The organism is Aeromonas sp. QDB56 (assembly GCF_027705505.1).
In the GTDB taxonomy this organism is placed as follows: domain Bacteria; phylum Pseudomonadota; class Gammaproteobacteria; order Enterobacterales; family Aeromonadaceae; genus Aeromonas; species Aeromonas caviae.
In genome coordinates this window covers 1-15,784 of the sequence record NZ_JAPDBZ010000093.1, presented here as the reverse complement: position 1 = coordinate 15,784, position 15,784 = coordinate 1, and the positions used below count along the sequence as shown (strand labels likewise).

Sequence of the window (15,784 nt, the reverse complement as noted above, 5' to 3'; positions counted from 1 at the left end):
GCGCGAGCAGCTATCACCCAGTAATGGGAATCCCCCTCCTGTGACGCGAAGCGCTAAGGTGGGGGAGGATGTCAACACCTGGCATAACCCTTCTCGGGCCAGCTCGGTCAGCAGATCGAGGTCGCGCAGGATCATGGCGCTCTTGGTGATGAGCCCTACCGGATGGCGATGAGCCAGCATCACCGTCAGGAGTTCACGAGTCAGGCGATAGTGGTGCTCGATGGGTTGATAGGGATCGGTATTGGCCCCCAGCACGATGGTTTGTGGCTGATAGGCTGGTTTGGCAAACTCCCGTCGCAGCAGCTCGGCAGCATTGATTTTGGCAAACAGCTTGCGCTCGAAATCCAGCCCGGGGGAGAGCTCAAGGTAGGCGTGGCTGGGTCTGGCATAGCAGTAGATGCAGCCATGCTCGCACCCCTGATAGGGATTGATGGAGCGACCGAAGGGAAGATCCGGCGAATCGTTGTAGCTGATGATGCTGCGGGCGCTGATCTCCGTCACCTTGGTGCGGGGAGCGCTGGCGGCAAATGCCGCGTCCCAGTCGCTCTGACTCCAGCCGTCGTCAACGGTTTCGATTTGCGGGCCGCTGAAGCGGTGCTCGACATTGTGGTTCGCGCCTCGTCCTGCCATCACATCACCAATATACTGTTTATATATACAGTTATTTTGCTGTGTAACCCGTCAAACTGCAAGTTCGCAAAGAGCGACCCCATGAAAGAGGGTGAACCCGGGTGATCTCCTGCTTGATCTGTTGCTACATTTCGTTTACATAGACGAAATGCGAACCAGATCACGGAAAATGTCATGCAACCTACTATCGCCCGCTGGCTCTTCATCGCCCTCATTGCGCTGGTCATCTGGCGTCTGATCCCGCTCTCCACCGAGCAGGAGCTGGCGGCGGCCAACCGCGCCTGGCGGACAGGGCACTTTGATGAGGCGACCCGGATCTGGTCGCCGCTGGCGGAGCAGGGCCAGCCACGGGCACAGGCGCTGATGGGTTGGAGCCATGAAGTGGGGCAGGGGAGCGAGCAGGATATGGATCGCGCCATCCGACTCTATCGTCAGGCTGCGCAGGCGGGGGACGCCTTCGGCCAGTATCGGCTGGGAGAGGTCTATCTGCGCGGGGCCGGGGTGAAGCGGGATCTGCACGAGGCGTTTCACTGGATGGAGCTGGCAGCCAGGAACGGCGATGTGCCCGCCATGCTGAAGGTGGGCATCCTGCACCTGATGGGGGTCAACGGGCGGGTTGAACTGGTCGAGGCGAAGCAGTGGCTCTATCAGGCCTCGCAAAAGGGCAACAAGATGGCACTCCAGGTGTTGCAGGAGATGGCGCTGGCCGAGGAGGGACGCAGCGCCTTCGATTTCAATGGCCAGTCTTTTCTGAACGCCGGTTAGGGATCAACGGCTGGCGGTGACTTTGCCGGGCGTCACGCCGGTGACATAGAGTGTACTGCGCTCGGCACTGTGGACGATGCTGCATACCTCCCGCTTGCTGCCATCACCCAGGATCACCAGCTCACCGATATGAACGGGACAGTGAGTCGTAAGAAGGTGATCCGGATGAACCAGCTTTTCTGCATGCTCAGGAAATGAAATGTCGTAGGTGTACATCATGCTCTCCTTGCTTTGGCTGACGCCTCAATCTGGTACAGGGTATGGCAGCAGAAGGGCGCCCTCGCAAGTAGGACAGGTTGACACCCGCGCTTAGGCGGTATGCAAAATCGCCAAGACAGCTTGTCTGGGTTGTCGCGTCTGATACAATCCCCCGCTGTACCTCTCAATGGATGGCCTTGCACACGCCATATGGTGTGCCACTGCCGTGTACCAACCGTATTGTGAACGGTGAAACTCGGGAGTGAACAGCTGGACATGAAAGGGTTTCTCCAACCTGCATGTGGCCTTTGGTAGGGGTCACCACTGTATAAGGAAACACCTAATGCCAATCATTACTCTGCCTGACGGCAGCCAACGTCAATTTGCCCACGCCGTTTCCGTCATGGATGTGGCCGCGGACATCGGTCCCGGTCTCGCCAAGGCGTGCATTGCCGGTCGGGTAAACGGTGAACTGGTGGATGCCTGCGAGCTGATCGAAGCCGATTCCTCCCTGGCCATCATCACCGCCAAAGACGAAGAAGGTCTGGACATTCTGCGCCACTCCTGTGCTCACCTGCTGGGTCATGCCATCAAGCAACTCTGGCCCCAGACCAAGATGGCCATCGGTCCCGTCATCGACAACGGTTTCTACTATGACATCGATCTCGACCGCACCCTGACCGACGAAGATCTGGCTGCCCTGGAAGAGCGCATGCTGGCGCTGGCCGCCAAGGATTACGACGTCATTAAGAAGAAGGTCTCCTGGCAGGAAGCACGTGACGTGTTCGAAGCCCGTGGCGAGACCTACAAGGTCGAGATCCTGGATCAGAACATTGCCCGTGATGACCAGCCCGGTCTGTATCATCACGAAGAGTACATCGACATGTGTCGCGGCCCGCACGTGCCCAACATGCGTCATTGCCACCACTTCAAGTTGCAGAAGATGTCCGGCGCCTACTGGCGCGGCGACTCCAACAACAAGATGCTGCAGCGCATCTACGGCACCGCCTGGGCCGACAAGAAGCAGCTCAAGGCCTATTTGCAGCGTCTGGAAGAGGCCGCCAAGCGCGACCACCGCAAGATCGGCAAGCAGCTCGACCTGTACCACATGCAGGAAGAAGCGCCGGGCATGGTGTTCTGGCACAACGATGGCTGGACCATTTTCCGCGAGCTGGAAACCTTCATCCGTGGCAAGCTCAAAGAGTACGACTATCAGGAAGTGAAAGGCCCCTTCATGATGGATCGCGTGCTGTGGGAGCGTTCAGGTCACTGGGAAAAATACGCCCAGGCCATGTTCACCACCCAGTCCGAAAACCGCGAGTACGCCATCAAGCCGATGAACTGCCCGGGTCACGTGCAGATTTTCAACCAGGGTCTGAAATCCTACCGCGATCTGCCGCTGCGCATGGCCGAGTTCGGCTCCTGCCACCGCAACGAGCCGTCAGGCTCCCTGCACGGCCTGATGCGGGTACGGGGTTTCACCCAGGATGACGCCCACATCTTCTGTACCGAAGAGCAGATCATGGAAGAGGTGTCTGCGTGCATCCGCATGGTCTATGACGTCTACGGCACCTTCGGTTTCGAAAACATCGTGGTCAAGCTCTCGACCCGTCCGGAGCAGCGTATCGGCTCTGATGAAGCCTGGGATCGTGCCGAGGCCGCGCTGGCCGAGGCGCTGGAACTCAACGGCCTGAAGTACGACCTGCAACCGGGCGAGGGGGCTTTCTACGGTCCCAAGATCGAGTTCACCCTGCACGATTGCCTTGATCGTGCCTGGCAGTGTGGTACCGTGCAGCTCGACTTTGCCCTGCCGGGCCGTCTTGGCGCCACCTATGTGGGCGAAGACAACGAGCGCCACATCCCCGTGATGATCCACCGCGCCATTCTGGGCTCGCTGGAGCGCTTCATCGGGATCCTGACGGAAGAGTACGCCGGTCTGTTCCCGACCTGGCTGGCTCCGACCCAGGCCGTGGTCATGAATATCACGGATAACCAGGCCGATTATGCTGTGAAAGTTGCCAAGGCATTGAATGATGCGGGCCTTCGCGCAAAAGCGGACTTGAGAAATGAGAAGATTGGCTTTAAAATCCGCGAGCATACTTTGAAGCGAGTACCCTTCATGCTGGTCTGCGGCGACAAAGAAGTAGAAGCCGGCAAGATTGCAGTGCGTACTCGTAAAGGGGCTGACCTGGGCTCTTATCCTGTTGAAGAGCTGATTGCTCTGTTGACCCAGGAAGTTCAGACCCGCGGACAAAAGAAAGTGGAGGAATAAGCTATAAAAGGCGGAAAAAAACTGGGCAAGCAACCGCAAGCCCGCGCTCATCGGATCAATGAAGAGATCCGTCTGAAAGAAGTTCGTCTGACTGGTCTGGATGGTGAAGCCATTGGCATCACCTCCATTCAGGATGCGCTGAACTTGGCCCTTGAGGTTGGAGTGGATCTGGTCGAGATCAGTCCGAACGCTGAGCCGCCCGTTTGCCGGATCATGGATTACGGCAAATTCCTCTACGAAAAGAGCAAGACCACCAAAGAACAGAAGAAAAAGCAGAAAGTCGTCCAGGTCAAGGAAATCAAATTCCGTCCTGGCACCGACGAAGGCGACTATCAGGTAAAACTACGCAACCTGGTTCGCTTTCTGGAAGACGGGGACAAGGCAAAGGTCACCCTGCGCTTCCGTGGTCGTGAAATGGCCCACCAGGATCTTGGTATCAAGGTTCTCGAGCGCGTCAAGAACGATCTGGAAGAGCTGGCCGTAGTCGAATCGTTCCCGAAAGTCGAAGGCCGTCAAGCTGTGATGGTCCTCGCACCCAAGAAGAAATCTTAAGGCCCACAAGAAATTGACTCATGGGGCTGGCCCCATGAGTCGGTTCGCCTTGCGATTTTGTTGTCACTCACAATGCGGAGTATGAAATGCCGAAGATGAAAACCAACCGGGGCGCCGCAAAGCGCTTCAAGAAGACTGGCTCAGGTCGCTTCAAGTGCAAGCACAACCACCTGCGTCACATCCTGACCAAGAAGAGCAGCAAGCGTAAGCGTCAGCTGGGACCGAAGTTCTTTGTTTCCGCTGCCGACCACAAACGTGTTGTCGCTTGTCTGCCGTACGCATAAGGGGGGATGTGAAAAATGCCAAGAGTTAAACGTGGTGTGACCGCTCGCGCTCGTCACAAGAAAGTAATGAAAGCCGCCAAGGGTTACTACGGCGCCCGTTCCCGTGTCTACCGCGTAGCGGTACAAGCGGTAACCAAAGCTGGTCAGTATGCCTACCGTGACCGTCGCCAGAAGAAGCGTCAGTTCCGTCAACTGTGGATTGCGCGTATCAACGCTGCAGCCCGTCAGAACGGCCTGTCCTACAGCCGTCTGATCGACGGTCTGAAGAAGGCTTCCATCGAGATCGATCGCAAGATCCTGTCCGATATCGCCGTTCACGACAAGCTGGCTTTCACCGCCCTGGTTGAAAAAGCTAAAGCAGCTCTGGTCTAATCCAGCTCTGTTATAAAAATAAAGGAGGCTCAGGCCTCCTTTTTTGTTGCTCATTTTTGAGCGTTGGCAGGTAGCATGCCACGTTCATGAATGCTTTATCCTTCCATATGCCAACAAACTAGAACAAACAACGCTTGTCTCAATCCTGTTACATCTGGCTTGTGGCTTTCTCCATATAACAAAATGATTTGCAGGGAGAAAAGCCCGTCATAACTATGGTCAGCCAAGGGGCTTTTTTTGTATTATTCCCCTCTTGACCTTATTTAGCCTAAAGGCTCCTGTTCCGGGAGTGGTGACGAGGAAGACATGCAACAGCTTGAAGAAGTAGTCGGCCAGGCCAAGGCCGAAATTGAGGGCGTAAGCGACATCGCCGCCCTTGACGAAATCCGGGTCAAATATCTGGGTAAAAAGGGCTTTTTTACCGAGCAGATGAAGGGACTGGGCGCCCTGTCCGCTGAAGAGCGTCCCGCAGCGGGCGCCGTGATCAACCAGGCCAAACAGCAGGTTCAGGATGCCCTGAACGCGCGTCGTGAAGCCCTCGAAATCGCCGTGCTGAACCAGAAGCTGGCCGCCGAGACCATCGACGTCAGCCTGCCGGGCCGCCGCATCGAGAATGGCGGTCTGCACCCGGTGACCCGTACCATCGAGCGCATCGAGCGCCTGTTTGGCGAGATGGGCTTCAAGGTTGCCCGTGGTCCCGAGATTGAAGATGGCTTCCACAACTTCGATGCGCTGAATATCCCGGCTCACCACCCGGCGCGTACCGATCACGACACCTTCTACTTCAATCCTGATCTGATGCTGCGTACCCACACCTCGGGCGTGCAGATCCGCACCATGGAACATCAGCAGCCGCCGATCCGCATCATCGCGCCGGGCCGTGTCTATCGTAACGACTACGACATGACCCACACCCCGATGTTCCACCAGGTCGAAGGCCTGCTGGTTGACGAACATGCCAGCTTTACCGAGCTGAAAGGCATCCTGCACGACTTCCTGCGCAACTACTTCGAGGAAGACTTGACGATTCGCTTCCGTCCTTCCTATTTCCCGTTCACCGAGCCGAGCGCCGAAGTGGACGTGATGGGCAAGAACGGCAAGTGGCTGGAAGTGCTGGGCTGTGGCATGGTGCACCCGAACGTGCTGCGTTCGGTCGGCATCGATCCGGAAAAATACTCCGGTTTTGCCTTCGGCATGGGCGTTGAGCGCCTGACCATGCTGCGTTACGGGGTCAACGACCTACGTGCCTTCTTCGAAAACGACCTGCGCTTCCTCAAGCAGTTCAAGTAAGGGCGAGAGAACATGAAATTCAGTAAATCCTGGGTGATGGAGTGGGTCCGCACCGAGTTGAGTGACAATGCACTGGCCGAGCAGATCACCATGGCCGGTCTGGAAGTGGACGCCGTGGAAGCGGTGGCCGGCCAGTTCAACAATGTGGTGGTGGGTGAAGTGGTCGAGTGCGCCCAGCACCCGGACGCCGACAAGCTGCGGGTGACCAAGGTCAACGTGGGCGAAGAAGAGCTGCTGGACATCGTCTGCGGTGCGCCGAACTGCCGCGCCGGCCTCAAAGTGTGCGTGGCCAAGGTCGGGGCGACCCTGCCGGGTGATTTCACCATCAAGAAAGCCAAGCTGCGCGGCCAGCCGTCCCACGGCATGCTCTGCTCCTTCAGCGAGCTGGGCATCGACGTCGAAGCCGATGGCATCATCGAGCTGCCGCTGGATGCCCCCATCGGGACCGATATCCGTGAATACCTCGTGCTCAACGACGTCAGCATCGATGTGGATCTGACCCCGAACCGTGCCGATTGCCTCGGCATCGCGGGCCTGGCCCGTGAAATCGGCGTGCTCAACAGCGTGGACGTGGTCGAGCCGACTTGGGCGCCAGCTGTTGCCACTATCGATGCTACCTTCCCGATCCGGGTTGAAGCGCCGGCAGATTGCCCCCGTTATCTCGGCCGCGTCATCAAGGGGCTGAACCTGCACGCCCAGAGCCCGCTCTGGATGCAGGAAAAGCTGCGCCGTGGCGGTATTCGTTCCATCGACGCTATTGTCGACATCACCAACTACCTGCTGCTGGAATACGGCCAGCCGATGCACGCCTTCGACCTAGCGACGCTTGAAGGGGAACTGGTGGTGCGCCGCGCCCGTGCCGACGAGCCCATGACCCTGCTCGATGGCAACGAGGTGAAGCTCAAAGAGACCACACTCGTGATTGCCGACGCCAAAGGCCCTGCCTGCATGGCCGGTATCTTCGGCGGTGATCGCACCGGTGTCTCCGAGACCACTACCGACATCCTGCTGGAGTGCGCTTTCTTCGCGCCGCTCTCCATCACCGGCCGTGCCCGTACCTACGGTCTGCACACCGACTCATCCCACCGCTTCGAGCGCGGGGTGGATCCCGAGCTGCAAGCCAAGGTGATGGATCGTGCCACCCGTTTGCTGCTGGACATCTGCGGCGGTGAAGCGGGTCCGGTCATCGAAGTCAAATCCGATGCCCATCTGCCGAAGGCTGCCCCCATCAAGCTGCGCCGCACCAAGCTCGACAAGGTGATCGGCATCAGCGTGGCGGATGCGCAGGTGGTCGAAATTCTGACTCGTCTGGGCATGCAGGTAACCGTGGATACTGACGGCTGGACCGCACTGGCCCCCTCCTGGCGTTTCGACATCGCCATCGAGGAAGACCTCATCGAGGAAGTGGCCCGCATCTACGGCTACAACAACATCCCGAACCTCAAACCCGCCGCATCCCTCGCGATGGTAGAGCAGGCAGAAGGGCAGGTGACCCTTAAGCGTGTGCGCGACCTGCTGGTTGACCGCGGTTTCCAGGAAGCGATCACCTATAGCTTCGTCGATCCCAAGGCTCAGCAAACCCTGTTCCCGCAGAGCGATGCCATCGTGCTGCCAAACCCGATCTCCGTCGAGATGTCCGCCATGCGCGTCTCTCTGTTCCCGGGTCTGGTGCAGGCGGTGGTCTACAACCAGAATCGTCAGCAGCCGCGCGTTCGCCTGTTCGAGCAGGGCCTGCGTTTCATCAAGGACGAGAATGCCGAGAACGGCATCCGTCAGGAGTCCATGCTGGCCGGCATCATCACCGGCAACCAGGGGGACGAGCACTGGGATGCCAAGGCCCGTCCCGTCGACTTCTTCGATCTGAAGGGTGACCTGGAAGCGGTGCTGGATCTGACTGCAGAAGGGGCTACCTTCACCTTCGAGCGTGCCGAGCACAGTGCCCTGCACCCGGGCCAGAGCGCAGCCATTCTGCGCAATGACGTCGTGATCGGCCACATCGGCGTGATCCATCCGAGCCTCGAGAAGAAGCTGGGGCTCAAGAGCCGCGCTGTCATGTTCGAGCTGGAGCTGGACAAACTGACGCCGGCCAAGGTGCCGGTTGCTGCCGAAGTATCCAAGTTCCCGGCCAACCGTCGCGACATCGCCGTGGTGGTTGACAGACAGATCCTGGCAGGCGACGTTCTGGCAGTAATTAAAAAAGTTGGCGGAAATCAGTTAGTTGGAATAAACTTGTTCGACGTATACCAGGGCGCAGGTATGGCAGAGGACAAGAAGAGCCTGGCCATCAGCCTGGTGTTGCAAGACACCCAGCGCACCCTGGAGGAGAAAGAGATCGCCGAGACCGTGGACAATGTCGTACGGGGCCTTGGTGAAGAGTTGAATGCATCCTTGAGGGATTGATCTATGGCGCTTACCAAAGCCGACATTGCAGAGCACCTGTTCACCCAGCTCGGGATGAGCAAGCGTGAAGCCAAAGACATGGTGGAAGCCTTCTTTGAGGAGATCAGACAGGCGCTCGAGCGTGGCGAACAGGTCAAGATTTCCGGCTTCGGTAACTTCGATCTTCGCGAGAAGAACCAGCGTCCCGGACGCAACCCCAAGACGGGGGAGGATATTCCCATCAGCGCCCGTCGCGTGGTGACCTTCCGGCCCGGCCAGAAGCTCAAGGCCAGGGTAGAAAATGTTGAACCCAACGAGTGACAAAAAGCCAGGCAATCGCCTGGCTTTTCCGTTCCGATGATAAAAATTCTTCTGTTGTCTGGCAGCGCTGCTGGCCTTGCCACTGCGTGCCGCCATACTCCCGCTGTCACCGGATGCCCAGGCTTATGCCGATTCGCTCACCGGACTGACCTTCTGTTACCCGGCCCTGCAACGTCCTCCCTATCTGGAGGCGGAGGGGGGCCTGCTTATCGATCGCATGACGCGGCTGGCAGAGCTGTTGCCGGTACCGGTGCGTTTCGAGAAGCGGCCGAGCTGGGCAGCCATGACGCAGGATCTGCTGAACGGGCGCTGCGATCTCATTCCTCACGTCGGGCCTGCCCGGTCGAACTCGAGCGATACCGTCCTGAGCCGCGCCATGATGGAAGCGGAGTCTGCCATCCTCTATCGGGGTGAGCTCGATCAGGCGCAGTTTCTGGTCACCCATCTGGCAGGCCCAGGAGACCCTGAAGCGTCTCTATCCTGGTTCATCCCAGCAACTGCTGACCGATGCCGAGAACTGGTATGGCGCCCTGGTGGCCGGCAAGGGCAGCGCCTATCTCGGCGATTATCTGCAACTGCGCTACCTGATGCGGGAATTCCCGGATGAAGGGCTGCGCCTTCGTCGTCTTCGCAGCGACGATCTGGTCATCAGCTACCGGCTGATGATGCGCAACCAGCCCGAGTTGCTGGAGCTGGTGGATACGGCCATCCGCTATTTGCCGCCGGGCAGTCTCTACCGGGATCTGGGCAAGTATCTGCCTCAGGGTGAGCAGGATGTGAATCCCCTGCATTTTACCGACAAGGAGCAGGCCTGGCTGGTCGGTAAGGCCCACACCATCAAGATGGTGGCGGATCCCGGTTTCATGCCATACAGCGGCGTCAACCAGCAGGGAGAGCTCATTGGCTGGAGTGCGGATGTCTTGCGGGAAGTGAGTCGGCAGACGGGACTGCGCTTCGAGCTGGTGCCCGCCGCCAGCCGGGAGGAGGCGTTGGCATTGCTGCGCAGTGGCGATGCCGCCATGATGGTCGGACTGATGGAGTCCGCCGCCCTGAACAAGGAGTTCGACTTCACCAGGATGGTGGCGACCAGCCGCTATGCCCTGGTCAGTCGCAGCAAGAGGGGGCCTGTCTCCCTCGCGGACGTGAGTGGCAAGGTGGTGGTCCCGAGAATGCTCTATGATCCCGGCCTGCTTGCCCGGTTCGGCCAGCATGAGTGGGAGGTGACCGACAACCTGCTGCAGGGATTGGCGGCGGTGCGGCATGGGGATGCCCAGGCAATGCTGGCGGAGTTGTATCAGCTCCAATATCCCATTCGAAACAACCAGTTGAGCGAGCTGACCATCACCGAATTGCCGGAGCGTTTCGGCCTCGGCTTTGCCATCCGGCCGGAACAGACCAGCCTGGCAGGGGTGCTGGATCAGAGCCTGATGACCCTCAATGATCGGCAGGTGGACGATCTGGTGCAACGCTGGCGCCGCCTGGTGGTCAACCAGCAGGAGGGCGTCAGCTACGGTTTCTGGCTTGGCTCCGTGTTGCTGGCACTGCTGATCAGCATGGTGGTGATCTGGTCAGTCTGGCGATCCCGCCAGCAACTGGCCCAGGAGGCCCGCGAGCGTCACAAGGTAGAGCAGGCTCTGGCGCTGGAAAGCAAGTTCAGGGAGTCTCTCTTCCAGGCGCTCCCCGTTCCCGTGTTCTTGCGCAATGACAAAGGGGAGGTGATCAAGCGCAACAAGCGGGCCAAGCGCATGGAGGCGCGCTACGCCGCCGATCTGGTACTGCCCGCCCCCCAGTTGCAGGGCGCCGAAGGGGAGCTGGCGCTGCACGAGCAGGTCTACTCCTATGCCCAGATCCCTTTGCGACTGGGGCCCCAGGCACCGGCAGGGGATCTTATCGCCCTCTCCGACATCAGCGCTCTGCGCGAGCGTACCCGCCTGCTGCGTCAGGCAGAGCGGCGCCTGCGCGCCCTCACCAATACGGTGCCCGGTGTGGTGCTGCAATTCACCCTGCTGGGGGGAGCCATCACCCGGGTGGAGTTTGTGAGCCGGGGCAGTCACGAGCTGTTGGGGCTGGCGAGCCAGCAGATCCGGGTCAATCCCAACGAGACCCTGACTCGCATCTCCCACCAGGACAGGCGCGAGATGCGAGCCCCCATGCTGGCCATGCTGCAAGCCGGGCGACCTTTCTCCCATCTGCTGCGCTATCAGCACCCCGCCAAGGGAACTCGCTGGCTGCAATTTTCCGGCAGGGGGCGCCGTCAGGGGGAGGGGTGGCGGATCTACGGGGTGGTGCAGGATGTGACGGCCAGGGTGGAGCAGGAGCACTCCCTGCAGCTTTCCCACGAGCAGGCCCAGCAGGCCGTGCTTGCCAAGGGACGCTTCCTGGCCGCCGTGAGCCACGAGATCCGCACCCCCATGAACGCCATGCTCGGCTTGCTGGAGTGGCTCGAGCAGACCGGACTCAATGCAGAGCAGGCCTCGGCTCTGGCCCATGTCAGACAGGCGGGCAATGAACTGCTCGGACTGCTCAACGATGTGCTCGACTTCAGCCGCAACGAGACGCGTCAGTTGCGCCTCTCCGTACAGCCCACGGATCTGGTGGAGCTGTGCGAGCACGTAGCGGCGGTGCACTGGTCCAAGGCGCGATCCCGCCATCTGCAACTGCGCCTGGCGCTCGACCCGGCGCTGCCCGCCTTGATGGAACTCGATCCCCACCGGGTGCAACAGGTGCTGCACAACCTGCTCTCCAACGCCATCAAGTTCAGCGAGCGGGGAGAGGTGGTGCTCTGGGCCCGGCGACAAGGGGAGTGGATTGTGTGCGGGGTAGACGACGAGGGGCCCGGGATCAGTGCCGAGCTGTTGCCCCGGTTGTTCCTGCCCTTCGAACAAGGGGAGGAGCCTGGCCAGCCCAGAGCCCAGGGAACCGGGCTTGGGCTAGCCATCTGCCGCCAGTTGATGGAGCAGATGGGGGGCGAGATCCGGGTCGAGCCTCTGGCTCGCGGGGGTAGCCGTTTCCTCTGCTCGTTGCCCCTCAGGCATGCGCAGGAGAAGGCGCCCTGGCAACCGCGCGTCAAGACGGTCTCCCTGCAACTGTTGCCCGAGGAGCTCGAATATATGCGGGCCTGGCTCGCAGAGTTTGGCGTGGCCGAGGATCCGGCGGCACCTTGCCTTGGGGCCATGCAGGACGATGGGGGCTTGCGCGCCTGGTACTGGCAGGGGGAACCCTGGATCCCGGGCTCCGTGGTCAGCCTGCTGCAGCCTAGACTCGTCCGTGGCGCCGAGGAGATCACGGACCTGCCGGGGGCAGGCAGGCGGGTGCTGCTGGTGGAAGATCACGAGGTGAACAGAATGCTGATCAGCATGCAGCTGGGTCAGCTGGGGGCCCGGGTAATGAGCGCGGCCAATGGCCGTCTGGCACTGGAGATCCTGCAATCGGAGTCGGTGGATCTGGTGCTGACGGATCTGCAGATGCCGGTGATGGACGGCGCCGAGCTCTGCAGGCAATTGCACGCCGATGAACGCTGGCAGCATCTACCCGTCTACGTGATCACCGCGGATCTTAGCGAGCCGGCGGCGCAGCGACTGGCGGAATGCGGCTGTTAGGGCCATCTGGACAAACCCGTCTTGCTCAGGGATCTGGCCGTATTGCTTCGTACCGTCTTTGGCCCCCATGAAGGGGGGAAGGCACCGCAGCCAACGGCAGCCCTTTCCCTGCCCGTCTCCCTCAGCCCGGCCCTCATTGACATCTATCTGGCATCGGTTCACCAGGATCTGGCCGACATTGAGCGGTGTGTCACACAAGGGGACGAGAAGGCCCTCAATACGGCTTTACACAAGATGAAGGGGGCCGCCAAAATGGTGGGGGCTACCCCCCTGGTAGAGGTGATCGACCGTTGGCAGGAGGCCCCCGGACATCCCCTTGCAGCCGCCTTGAGGCAGAGCGTGGAAGAGGTCTGCCGACAACTGGGCGAGAGAGCATGACATGATCATCACAGATGAAGAGTTTATGGCCTTGCTGGAGTCTGATGACAGCCAGGAGCCAACGTTTTACCCGGTCAGCGTCTATGCCCTGGACGCTGTCTCCCATCAGGCGGTCAAGGGGGCGGGCCTGCCGGCCTATGCCAATCTGCACCGCACCCGACCCGATGCCGGCTGGCAATGGGAAGGGCTGTTTGCCGCCGGGGCCATCGCCCTGTTTGATCCTGCCTCTCATCAGGGGGCCGACTATCTGCCTCATCTGCTGGCTCCCGGGGCGGGGATCTATCGCCTCAGCGATCCCTGGCTCGAGGGGTTGCAGGCACGGGAGCAGGGGTGGCGTGCCTGGCTCGCCCAGTGCCAGATCCTGCTGCTCGAAGATCACCCCTTCCAGGGAGCCTGTATTCAGCAGGAGATCCAGGGACTGGGGTTGCCCTGCCACTGGGTTCAGGATGGCGAAGGGTGCCTCAAGGCGCTGGAAGAGGGGGGCGTGAGATTGCTTATCTGTGATCTCAGCCTGGCGGAGCAGGATGCCATCAGCCTGCTGATGAGCCATCCCCAGTATCGCCACAGCGGTCTGCCCATCATCCTGCTCTCCGCTCATGATCAGACCCTGATAGACGGCGCCCGGCGTCTCCTGCACGATGCGGGTTTCAACGTGCTGGCCGCCCTGGCCAAGCCGCTGCAAAGCGACGATCTGCTGCGTCTGCTCAAGATGCTCTATCTTGGCCCCCAGCGTCAGCGCAGGCTGGGCGGGCTCAAGCGCACCGTGCGTAGCTGGCAGGGAGAGGCGAGAGGACAGCTTGGGCTGCTGGCAGATGCGGCCTCCTGCACGCTGCCGATCTGGCTGAGCCTGAGCGGCCTTTCCCCTCACTGGGAGCCGCTCAAGCTCTGGCTCGAGCAGCATGGGCGAGAAGCAAGCGAGCTGACCCTGGTCATCCACCGACGGGATCACCTGCTGAGCCAGGCAGACCGTTTCGCCCTGGTGCTGCAGGCGAGCCTCGCGGGGGCCAGACTCGCGCTGCTGCTCGATCATGCCCAGCACCTGCCGTTTGATCTCATCGAGCGTCTGCCGTTGCAATCCCTGCTGCTCGGGCAACACCTGCTGCCCGAGCTGGAGGCGATGGCTGCCGACTCCTTGCTGGCCCGCTTCATCCAGCGCTCCCGGGAGCTTGGCATCGCGCTCTACCTCGACGACCCCTTCAACCTGCAGGATGCCACCCAGTGGCAGGATCGCGGCGTGGCAGGGCGCTGGTGAATGGCTCGCTATCTTTGCTGGCCGCTCGATGAGCCGCGCTTGTGGCAGGGAATGTCGGGTTGGACGGCTCCCGCCTCACGGGCCGCCCTGCCGATGACGATGGTGGTGGGGGGGTTGACTTGCCGCTTGCAGGAGCTGGCGGGCAGCGACCCGAAGCGAATAAGCGCGGCTTATGACGCCCTGAGCGAGCAGAGCGTCTATTTGCGCTTCATGCGGGCCAAGCAGCCTGCGACGGCCGAGCAGCTCGCCTTCTTTCTCGACTACCCCAGAGAACCCCAGATAGGATTGCTGCTGACCGACGAGCAGGGGGCGCCGCTTGCCATGGCCCAGTCCGTTCGCCGGCGCCTGCACCCGGACAGGGCCGAGTTCTCCTGCATCGTCGCGGATCATTTTCAGCATCGCGGCGCCGGGCGTCGCATCCTGCTGGCGCTTGCGCGGCTGGCATACGGGGAGGGGATCCGGGAGTGGACGGCGGAAGTGCTCGGCCAGAATCGCCCCATGCTGGCTCTGCTCAAGGGGCTCGGGTTGCCACTTACCCTGGTGACAGGACAGGAGATGGTCTTTGCCAGGCTGGATCTCGCGCCCATGGCGAGCTTTGTGTTCCCATCGGCCTAAGACCAAGGGCGAATGGGCCGCTTCTTGCTCCTGTGCTAAGGTCAGCTTGTTACCCGTTGGAGGAGAACAACCATGGTGCAGTCAGCCAAACATATCGTGATCCTCACCGGTGCCGGCATCTCGGCCGAATCCGGTATCAAGACCTTCCGGGCCTGTGATGGCCTGTGGGAAGAGCACAGGGTGGAGGACGTGGCCACCCCTGAAGGCTATGCGCGGGATCCCGAACTGGTGCAACGTTTCTACAATGCGCGGCGCCATCAGTTGCAGCGCGCCGAGATCCACCCCAATCCGGCCCACTATGCATTGGCCCGGCTGGAGCGCCTGCTGCCGGGGCGCGTCACCCTGGTCACCCAGAACATCGACAACCTGCACGAGAGTGCCGGCAGCAAGAACCTCATCCACATGCACGGCGAGTTGCTCAAGGCCCGCTGCCCAGGCTCGGGTCAGGTGATCGAGTGGCGCGGGGATCTCCATCAGGAAGAGCTGTGTTCCTGCTGCCAGTTTCCCCACCCGCTGCGCCCCCATGTGGTCTGGTTCGGGGAGATGCCCCTCGGGCTTGACCGCATCTACTCGGCCCTGGCCCAGTGCGATCTCTTCATCTCCATCGGGACCTCCGGGGCGGTCTACCCTGCCGCCGGATTCGTCCATGAGGCCGGCCTGAACGGTGCCCATACGGTGGAGCTCAATCTGGAGCCGAGCGAAGTGGGCAGCCAGTTTGATGAAAAACGTTATGGTCCGGCTTCCTTGCTGGTGCCCGCTTTTGTGGATGAACTCCTGCAAAGTTGCGGTGTGCATCAGCCTCGGCCTTGTTGCACAAATCGGGGAACTATCTAGCCAAGTGGTGATCTGATCTCCCGGATCAATCACCGAGCACAGT

General features: G+C 60.7%; 12 protein-coding genes and 2 pseudogenes. 12 read left to right on the top strand and 2 right to left on the bottom strand.

What is annotated here, in order from left to right; all coding sequences use genetic code 11:
* A pseudogene (locus tag OKB81_RS14210) lies at window positions 1–630 on the bottom strand (PA0069 family radical SAM protein); the annotation flags it as partial.
* 174 nt (window positions 631–804) lie between these two features.
* On the opposite strand from OKB81_RS14210, the gene OKB81_RS14205 reads away from it, so the two are divergent.
* Window positions 805–1,395: a tetratricopeptide repeat protein gene (locus tag OKB81_RS14205; protein WP_160839191.1), complete on the top strand. Its 591-nt coding sequence runs from the start codon at window positions 805–807 to the stop codon at window positions 1,393–1,395.
* A gap of 3 nt (window positions 1,396–1,398) precedes the next feature.
* Here the strand turns inward: OKB81_RS14205 and OKB81_RS14200 are convergent, their stop codons facing one another.
* Complete coding sequence (locus OKB81_RS14200) at window positions 1,399–1,611, bottom strand: hypothetical protein (RefSeq protein ID WP_151027422.1); 213 nt, start codon at window positions 1,609–1,611, stop codon at window positions 1,399–1,401.
* Window positions 1,612–1,936: 325 nt separating this feature from the next.
* On the opposite strand from OKB81_RS14200, the gene thrS reads away from it, so the two are divergent.
* The 11 genes and pseudogenes from thrS to cobB all read left to right on the top strand — a co-directional run bounded on the left by thrS (window position 1,937) and on the right by cobB (window position 15,741).
* Window positions 1,937–3,865: a threonine--tRNA ligase gene (gene thrS / locus OKB81_RS14195; RefSeq protein WP_151027421.1), complete on the top strand. Its 1,929-nt coding sequence runs from the start codon at window positions 1,937–1,939 to the stop codon at window positions 3,863–3,865.
* Window positions 3,866–3,868: 3 nt separating this feature from the next.
* Window positions 3,869–4,417, top strand: coding sequence for a translation initiation factor IF-3 (gene infC, locus OKB81_RS14190; protein WP_442865970.1), 549 nt, complete (start codon window positions 3,869–3,871; stop codon window positions 4,415–4,417).
* A gap of 86 nt (window positions 4,418–4,503) precedes the next feature.
* A complete protein-coding gene (gene rpmI, locus OKB81_RS14185) occupies window positions 4,504–4,701 on the top strand; it encodes a 50S ribosomal protein L35 (RefSeq protein WP_005300673.1) in 198 nt (65 codons plus the stop codon).
* Between the two features lie 15 nt (window positions 4,702–4,716).
* Window positions 4,717–5,073, top strand: a complete 357-nt coding sequence (gene rplT, locus OKB81_RS14180) for a 50S ribosomal protein L20 (RefSeq protein ID WP_010674800.1) — start codon at window positions 4,717–4,719, stop codon at window positions 5,071–5,073.
* 306 nt (window positions 5,074–5,379) lie between these two features.
* Window positions 5,380–6,363 carry a phenylalanine--tRNA ligase subunit alpha gene (gene pheS, locus OKB81_RS14175; RefSeq protein ID WP_043155490.1) on the top strand — a complete coding sequence of 328 codons (984 nt, stop codon included), beginning with the start codon at window positions 5,380–5,382 and terminating at the stop codon, window positions 6,361–6,363.
* Window positions 6,364–6,375: 12 nt separating this feature from the next.
* The gene (gene pheT / locus OKB81_RS14170; RefSeq protein WP_270663817.1) at window positions 6,376–8,763 is read left to right on the top strand and encodes a phenylalanine--tRNA ligase subunit beta; all 2,388 of its coding nucleotides are present in this window, start codon (window positions 6,376–6,378) and stop codon (window positions 8,761–8,763) included.
* 3 nt (window positions 8,764–8,766) lie between these two features.
* Complete coding sequence (gene ihfA / locus OKB81_RS14165; protein WP_005300715.1) at window positions 8,767–9,063, top strand: integration host factor subunit alpha; 297 nt, start codon at window positions 8,767–8,769, stop codon at window positions 9,061–9,063.
* 36 nt (window positions 9,064–9,099) lie between these two features.
* Window positions 9,100–13,040 (top strand): annotated as a pseudogene (locus OKB81_RS14160) (ATP-binding protein).
* Between the two features lies 1 nt (window position 13,041).
* Entirely contained in the window at window positions 13,042–14,292 is a 1,251-nt protein-coding gene (locus OKB81_RS14155) for a response regulator (RefSeq protein WP_160838688.1), read from the top strand.
* Window positions 14,293–14,907, top strand: coding sequence for a GNAT family N-acetyltransferase (locus tag OKB81_RS14150; RefSeq protein ID WP_043155486.1), 615 nt, complete (start codon window positions 14,293–14,295; stop codon window positions 14,905–14,907).
* Window positions 14,908–14,979: 72 nt separating this feature from the next.
* Window positions 14,980–15,741 (top strand): Sir2 family NAD+-dependent deacetylase, encoded by a 762-nt coding sequence (gene cobB, locus OKB81_RS14145; protein WP_270805285.1) that lies wholly within the window; start codon window positions 14,980–14,982, stop codon window positions 15,739–15,741.
* Window positions 15,742–15,784: the final 43 nt, after the last annotated feature.

Bases quoted from the DNA above. Each gene is read 5' to 3' on its own strand.
- OKB81_RS14205 (WP_160839191.1), top strand. From the start codon at position 805: ATGCAACCTACTATCGCCCGCTGGCTCTTCATCGCCCTCATTGCGCTG.
- OKB81_RS14200 (WP_151027422.1), bottom strand. From the start codon at position 1,611: ATGTACACCTACGACATTTCATTTCCTGAGCATGCAGAAAAGCTGGTT.
- thrS (WP_151027421.1), top strand. From the start codon at position 1,937: ATGCCAATCATTACTCTGCCTGACGGCAGCCAACGTCAATTTGCCCAC.
- rpmI (WP_005300673.1), top strand. From the start codon at position 4,504: ATGCCGAAGATGAAAACCAACCGGGGCGCCGCAAAGCGCTTCAAGAAG.
- rplT (WP_010674800.1), top strand. From the start codon at position 4,717: ATGCCAAGAGTTAAACGTGGTGTGACCGCTCGCGCTCGTCACAAGAAA.
- pheS (WP_043155490.1), top strand. From the start codon at position 5,380: ATGCAACAGCTTGAAGAAGTAGTCGGCCAGGCCAAGGCCGAAATTGAG.
- pheT (WP_270663817.1), top strand. From the start codon at position 6,376: ATGAAATTCAGTAAATCCTGGGTGATGGAGTGGGTCCGCACCGAGTTG.
- ihfA (WP_005300715.1), top strand. From the start codon at position 8,767: ATGGCGCTTACCAAAGCCGACATTGCAGAGCACCTGTTCACCCAGCTC.
- OKB81_RS14155 (WP_160838688.1), top strand. From the start codon at position 13,042: ATGATCATCACAGATGAAGAGTTTATGGCCTTGCTGGAGTCTGATGAC.
- OKB81_RS14150 (WP_043155486.1), top strand. From the start codon at position 14,293: ATGGCTCGCTATCTTTGCTGGCCGCTCGATGAGCCGCGCTTGTGGCAG.
- cobB (WP_270805285.1), top strand. From the start codon at position 14,980: ATGGTGCAGTCAGCCAAACATATCGTGATCCTCACCGGTGCCGGCATC.